This is a genomic window from Magnetococcus sp. PR-3, assembly GCF_036689865.1.
Taxonomy (GTDB): domain Bacteria; phylum Pseudomonadota; class Magnetococcia; order Magnetococcales; family Magnetococcaceae; genus Magnetococcus.
On sequence record NZ_JBAHUQ010000042.1, the window covers coordinates 1 to 6,679 of the forward strand.

The following is a 6,679-nucleotide window of genomic DNA, read 5'->3' on the forward strand; positions in this document are numbered from 1 at the left end:
GCTTGGGATGTGCTGAGGTGGTGCTTGGGATGTGCTGAGGTGGTGCTTGGGATGTGCTGAGGTGGTATGTGCTGGTGGGGTGCTGGTGTGTGCTGGGGATGTGTTGGGGTGGTGCTGGGGATGTGTTGGGGTGAGGTTGGGGTGGGTGAGGCTGTGCTGAATGACGTGTGCGGTGGGGGCGTGGTGTGGATCGGATTGTGCGGGGCTGGGGTGTCGGGTTGTTGATGGTAAGCGGTCGCTGTGCGTAATGAAGCACCATCCTATGAGGGGGGTGCCCGTGGCTTGGGTGTCGCGGGGTGGCAGCTGCGTTTGAGCCGGGGGTGTCGATCAATTGGTTGCTCAGGATCAAGCGGTAGCGGGGTTAGGAGTGTTCAGCAATCTCGCGCACAACCCCACAAAACACCACATCTATTTTTTGCATATCAATGGTTGGAAAGGCTGGATTGATGGGTTTAAGGAAGCGGTTGCCTAGGGCATCCTTTTTGTAGACCTTCATGGTGGCTTCGTTTTCGGCATCAATACGGGCAATGACGGTATCGCCCGCTTGGGCTTTGCCCCGTGGGTCAACCACCACAACACACCCTTGGGGGTATTTGGGTTCCATGCTATGGCCTTTGACACGTAAAGCGTAGGCGTGCTTACCATAATTTTTACCGGTTGTTACCCACTGTTCGGCATCGCCTGGTTCAAAGATATCAACAAAACTTCCCCAGTTGCCGGCATGAATAAAAGAAATGAGTGGATAGCTATAAGTCTGGGTGGCCAGCGCTGTTGACATAGGGGGCTCCAAAAAAAAGAGTATTATTATTTTCCATGGAAAGCACGCATCGTGCCACGGAAATCCCACGCATCGACGCTCTCTTTTATGTATCGGCTGTCATCGGCGCAAAGATAGTGAGAAATCCCATCATCCAAAAAACGCCTGAGGGTTAGTCCGTCACTGCCTTTTTTGGAAACAAGCGTAATATCGTTATGTTTAGGGGGCTGGGTGGGGTCAAAAATTGCCTGATCTCCAGGCTGAAGTCGCGGCGCCATAACATCGACATGCACCACCATGATAAATGTGCCAGCCCCCAGCGTTTGTAAATCTTCGTGGGTCATGCGCTGCCAGGGGGCCTGGATCGATTCTCGGTTCTTAAGCCAGTCGGTTACCTGGTTGGCCTGCAATATGGGCAGTAGAGGCATCTGCTCTTCGGGTCTGTAGCGTCCCTCCGGCTCATGGCCCATCTCCCCTTGGCCGCATACCAGCCAATCCAAAGAGACTCCCAGTATCTTAGCCAGTTGGCATAAGTGGGTGAATTTAGGCCCGTTGCCGCCGGTTTTCCATTGAGAAACCGCCGCAGGTTTAATGCCCAGCTCGTGAGCAATATGGGTCTGTGTGATCCCGGTATGGGATAGCGCACGATCAAAACGTTCTGCAAAAGACATATCCACCTCCTGCACACAGTATATTTAAGGAGCGCTTAAATAGCATTTTAAGAATTACTTGAACACGATTGTAAGAAATGCTAAACATTGTGACCAAGGAGAGAGACAATGGAACAGCAAAAGAGGGCACTTCGTCGTGCCATACGGGTGAGTGGGGGAGGCTCTGTGGTGGCCAAGTCATTGGGCATATCGCCCAGTGCGGTTTCTCAGTGGCAGCGGTGTCCGGCCGAACGGGTATTAGAGGTGGAGCGTTTAAGCCAAGGCAGGGTTAGCCGCTATCTGTTGCGACCCGATGTGTTCGGCGCACCGGAAATCACCGCCGCTTAACCTCCCCTTTTAACCACCAGATAGAGATACCTCTGGTGGGTTAGCGCATCTCCGCCCGAGCGCGATCATGCGGCCCTGTGGGTCAAGGGGCCTGCATGCGGTTGAACTGTGAGATGGGGTGGGGTTAGCGCATATCCGCCCGAGCGCGATTATATAGCCCTGTCGGTCAAGGGGCCTGCATGCGATTGAACCACGAGATGGGGTGGGGTTAGCGCATATCCGCCCGAGCGCGATCATGCGGCCCTTTGGGTCAAGGGGCCTGCATGCGATTGAACCATGAGATGGGGTGGGGTTAGCGCGTATCCGCCCGAGTGCAATCATATGGCCCTGTGGGTCAAGGGGCCTGCATGCGGTTGAACCGTGAGATGGGGTGTGGTTAGCGCGTATCCGCCCGAGTGCAATCATGCGGCCCTGTGGGTCAAGGGGCCTGCATCGTGTGAGTGTTACCGGTATGCAGGCTCTTTGGAGGGGCAGGTAACAGGTTGGCTGTCGCTCCGCATGTGATCTCAACAGAGGGGCGCCGCGTTGTTGCTTGAGCGGCGTGCAGGTACCCGAAGGCGCTTGGAGACCGTGAATGATTGTAAGAAGCATGGGGTTGTGCCCAGTGCGTATCTAGAAAAGTGGTATGCAGGCTGTAGGCTTTGCCCGCGCAGGTCATCTTAGGGGGGGAGTCGTTGTTTGGGGTCAAGCCTGTGATCATAGCAGAGACATCAAGGGGTTGTTTGATCCGGGTGTAGGCACCTGAAGGTGTTCGGACACCCAGAGCTTTGAAGCGTGTGTATGGCCACCGGAGCGCTTAAAAGCGGCGGGCTCTACAGCGTGTGTGCATGATCGTAAGCAGGATGTAAAAGCCGTTGGTTTTGATCTGAGCGTAGGTAGCAGAAGGTGCATGAAACCAGAGGCGTGTGCATGAACGTAAGAAGGGCGTTAAAGCCTGTGGTCCGCGCATAAAAAGCGTAGGTGCCAGAAGGCGTGTGCAACGTGTGCATGAACGTAAGAAGGGGGTTAAAGCCTGTGGTCTGCGCATAAAAGCAGGGCGTTGGTAAAACATGGTTGGCTTACCCGAACCTCTATCGGTGGGCAGGTTATGAAAGCCATTGGCTCAACGATAAATAGGTGTCATGTCGAGAAGGAGGCGTGATGGCGAGAATACGTACGGTGAAACCGGAGCTGTTCCGGCACCATGATCTGTATGAGGCGGAGGTTGCCTCAGAGCTGCCTTTGCGGTTGGCGTTTATTGGGTTGTTTACCGTTTGTGATCGGGAAGGACGTTTTAAATGGCGTCCCCATGAGCTGAAATTAGATGTATTGCCATACGATACTTTTGATATGGCACAGGTGCTTGACGCGTTGGCCACCCGTGGTTTTGTGCATAAGTATCGTGTTGGGGATGGATGGTATGGATGTATTCCCTCTTTTTCTAATCATCAAATTGTAAACAACCGGGAGAAGGCCTCCATTTTACCCAAACCTACAGGAGAAGAGGGGGGTGTGCCGTATAAAAACAGTGTGTTAGATGAAGATGGTGCGGGTGAGTTCATTGCCGTAGATGACCCGTGCGTCACGGGTCACACACCTGCACAAGAGGAAGGGGAAGGGGAAGGGGAAGGGAGTAAAAAGAGTATCCCCCCTGTATCCCCCCAAGGGGGGGCAAAGCCAAACCGGGCGCGGAAGGCAAGCAAGGGTAAACGTAAAAGCAGCTTTCCAACCAAGCTTGCAGCTGTGGAAGCGCTACGGCACTACTTTTTGGCGTATGCCCGAGATCAGAATTTGGTTTTGACGGGCGAACCGTTTGAGGCGTTTCAAAATCATCACACCGCTAAGGGGAGTGTGATGATGGATTGGCAAGCGGCGGCCCGAACATGGATTGGCAACAGTAAACGATTTGGAGGTCAGGTTTATGGAGTCCCTCGCACCCACACTGGGGGCCGGCCCACAAGCTTGGCCCACGATCTTGCCCAAGAGGCCCGAGACCACCTTGGACACCCGCACGGCCAAACAGGTGTTGGCACGGTTTGAACTTAAATTTCCTGGTCGACCCCTCTACCGGGACGAAGACCAGAAACAGTTTTTGATCAAGGAGTGGGCGCAAGGTTTGGCGCATCTGCAACCTGCACAGGTGACGCAAGGTTTGCAGGCTTTGAACCGTGGGGTGGCGCACCCTCCGGCGATTGGGGCTTTTGTGGCGTTGTGTGAAGGGCAAGGCCGCAGTTGGGAGCAGTATCGTGCATTGGAACAGCCCAAGGCACCGCATAAAAGCAAGCAGGCAATCTTACCCCCGCAGGGCGCAAGAGGGTCAGACTGGCTCAAACTGAGTGCCGCCCACCGTGCCCAGACCGATGCCGAAAGCTGGCGTCAAGCACGCTGCCTGGCCCTGGTTGGGATGTCGTTTGAGCAGTGGTGTGCGGTGCACTGTGTGCCCTGAGTTTGTCCCTAAGATCCCTTCTGAACGTGGCACCCTATGGGGTGCCCCAGCGTACCCAAACGGATGTTGCATAGGGATGCTTAGCGCCGTGCCTCACTCAGGTTGGGATTGCCTTTAACCCGAGGTGTGGGGCGTAAGGTAGCCGAACTTGTGATCTAGATCTCTGTGGAAGGTGTTGGCTGAACGAGATGCTGGTTAAGGGTTGGGTGGGGCGTGTCTCTGTGCTCCGCGCTCCCCGGATTAATGTCGGGGGAGGGTTGGCAAGAGGCCCGCTGTTATCTGTGAAAAGAGGCTTTTTTGGGGATAAAAAATCGGCCAAGGCTAATGACTAAAGTGATCTGTGCGTTCCTGTTGTCGGCGTCATAATCGATGCAGGAGGGGAGGGATGGTTGGTGTTTGATGCGGTCATGATGGGGGTCTGGTGGGCGGGAAGGTGCGTCCCCCCAGATCATCAGGACACGCATGGTGCCGGTGCAAGCTGGAAAAGGAACAAGCTGGAGAAGGGGTAAGCCATGGGGTTTGGCTGGTCCTCTCTCTCTATAAAACAAACCGCACACTTTGTGGGTCATCGATTTTACGCATGGAGCAGGTGCGTTGAACAGCGATAGGGGTATGTGAAATGAGGCAGCAAATTCAGGTGGAAGAGGCGCTAAAGGTGTGGGGGCAGTGGTCTCGGCAGAGTGTGGGGCCAAGAGCTGCCACCATAAGCCAGACCGGACGCATTATGCAGAACCATGGGGTGTCGTTGTATCCCCATGAACCGCAGGCTGGCTGGCGGTCGGATGAGGTTAACCACATTGCAGAACGGGTGCAGGATATTATGGAACGTTTGCAGGGGCGTTATCCGGATATGGAAAACATCTTTAAACTGCTCTACATAAAACACTTTAATCAACGGACGGTAGCCCGTAAATTGGGTAAGTCGCTCTCAGGTTTTCAAGCGATCTACGCCAAGCGGTTGGGTGTCTTTGAGGGATACTGGCTGGCTTGGGATGAACATGTGGCGTAAAAGAGGGGTAACGTAAGATGGAAGAGCAGCCTGAAGCGGATGCAAAAGAGTCCTTGTTATCCCTGGAAAGCCTAAAGGCCGAACGTGCAACTCTGCTGAATGATCTGGTGGCACTTGAGCAGAAAAAGGGTTCGCGGGGTGCTGAGGAGAACGACAAAGCTATCCAAGCCTTAATAGAAAAAATTGAGGCCCTAGATCAGGGGTTAAAGCGAGAAAACGATCGTATTCATGCTCAACAGAGGCATAAGAGAGAAGAGCTGGAAGAGCATTATAGAAATAAGTTCATGACCTTAGAAAAGATCACGGCCTCTACCTCTCGTTCTATGATTGTGGTTGAGCTTTTGATCTTGATGGTGGTGCTCTTAGGGGCTGGGGTGTGGAGTGGTGGTGTTTCTATTGAAAGTATAAAAGCTTATTTTGAGCCAGGTTATCCTGCGCTTAAAGGGGTTGTTGTTTTTAGTGGTGGTGTCTCTGCTGCATTGCTGAGCCTTCTCTTCTTTTATGGGTTTCAGTATTTCCTGAACAAAAGCAAGAAAACCCGCCTTGAACAAGAGCTCTATTTGGCCCTGCAAGAGGCGTATTCTGAGGGCCTCTCACACTCTACGGTCGGTCATGCGCGTTCACAGGGCAGTAAAGCCAGCTATTCAGCTGCTGGTCATCGATCACCAAAGGGCTTGAAAACCCGCTCCGTTGCCATCCAAAAACAGAATCAAGCTCTGAAGGCCAGAAAGGCGATGCAGTCGTATATTGATAGCCCTAGCCTGCGGTTACGTGAACGGCTGGATGGGCATTTGGAAAAGTTGGAATCCAAGTCTCTATATATGCTTATTTCTGCTTTGACGATTGCTGTGATGGGGGTGGTGATTTTATTTCAGTGGGGGGATCCGACAGAAATTAAAGATTTTGCGACGATCCCACTTTCAAAACTGTTGCTGGTGTATGCGCCCAAGGCGGGTATGGTGTTGGCTATTGAGTATGTGGCGTTCTTTTTTCTGCGTATGTATCGAGAAACCCTAAACGAAATCAAATACTACCATAATGAACTGACCAACCTGGATAGCAAGGAACATGGTCTTGCGATCGCACGGCAGTTAGAAAATAAAGAGGTTGTTTTGCAAGAGGTTGTGGGTGTGTTGATGCAGACTGAGCGTAATCATGTCTTAAATGCAGGGCAGACAACTGTGGAGATTGAAAAGATTCGGGCTGAGAATTCGTTGTTTGAAAATATGTCTGGTGCTTTTTCGGGGCGCAGATCAGGTGGGGCGGGGGCGCAAGCAGGTCGTAGCCATGATAAGAAAAAAGCTCAAGGTGAAGGTTGATTGTTGCGTTGGTTGATTTTGTAAGCCAGTGAAAATATGAGATATCTATTGTATACGTTTGGTGCTGGTTGCATTGGAGTTAGAGAGAAAAGTTGAATAAAAATTAAAGCTGGTGACCGGTCAGAAAGTGGGGTAGGTTGGATATGCTGAGCGGTGATGAGGAGGCCCAGA

The 6,679-nt window shown here is 52.6% G+C and carries 7 protein-coding genes; 5 read left to right on the forward strand and 2 right to left on the reverse strand.

Annotated elements, in window-relative coordinates; all coding sequences use genetic code 11:
- Positions 1-361: 361 nt before the first annotated feature.
- Both V5T57_RS18655 and V5T57_RS18660 read right to left on the reverse strand, forming a co-directional pair.
- Positions 362-778 (reverse strand): LexA family protein, encoded by a 417-nt coding sequence (locus V5T57_RS18655; RefSeq protein WP_332892774.1) that lies wholly within the window; start codon positions 776-778, stop codon positions 362-364.
- 26 nt (positions 779-804) lie between these two features.
- Positions 805-1,428, reverse strand: coding sequence for a helix-turn-helix domain-containing protein (locus V5T57_RS18660; RefSeq protein ID WP_332892775.1), 624 nt, complete (start codon positions 1,426-1,428; stop codon positions 805-807).
- Positions 1,429-1,536: 108 nt separating this feature from the next.
- Here V5T57_RS18660 and V5T57_RS18665 point away from each other — a divergent pair, with 108 nt between their 5' ends.
- The 5 genes from V5T57_RS18665 to V5T57_RS18685 all read left to right on the forward strand — a co-directional run bounded on the left by V5T57_RS18665 (position 1,537) and on the right by V5T57_RS18685 (position 6,508).
- Positions 1,537-1,755, forward strand: coding sequence for a transcriptional regulator (locus tag V5T57_RS18665; protein WP_332892776.1), 219 nt, complete (start codon positions 1,537-1,539; stop codon positions 1,753-1,755).
- A 1,140-nt stretch (positions 1,756-2,895) separates the two neighbouring features.
- Entirely contained in the window at positions 2,896-3,774 is an 879-nt protein-coding gene (locus tag V5T57_RS18670; RefSeq protein ID WP_332892777.1) for a hypothetical protein, read from the forward strand.
- Positions 3,734-4,180: a hypothetical protein gene (locus V5T57_RS18675; RefSeq protein ID WP_332892778.1), complete on the forward strand. Its 447-nt coding sequence runs from the start codon at positions 3,734-3,736 to the stop codon at positions 4,178-4,180. Before V5T57_RS18670 ends, V5T57_RS18675 begins: the two co-directional genes overlap by 41 nt.
- A gap of 619 nt (positions 4,181-4,799) precedes the next feature.
- Positions 4,800-5,189 carry a hypothetical protein gene (locus V5T57_RS18680; protein WP_332892779.1) on the forward strand — a complete coding sequence of 130 codons (390 nt, stop codon included), beginning with the start codon at positions 4,800-4,802 and terminating at the stop codon, positions 5,187-5,189.
- A 17-nt stretch (positions 5,190-5,206) separates the two neighbouring features.
- Entirely contained in the window at positions 5,207-6,508 is a 1,302-nt protein-coding gene (locus tag V5T57_RS18685; protein ID WP_332892780.1) for a hypothetical protein, read from the forward strand.
- The last annotated feature ends 171 nt before the right edge of the window (positions 6,509-6,679 follow it).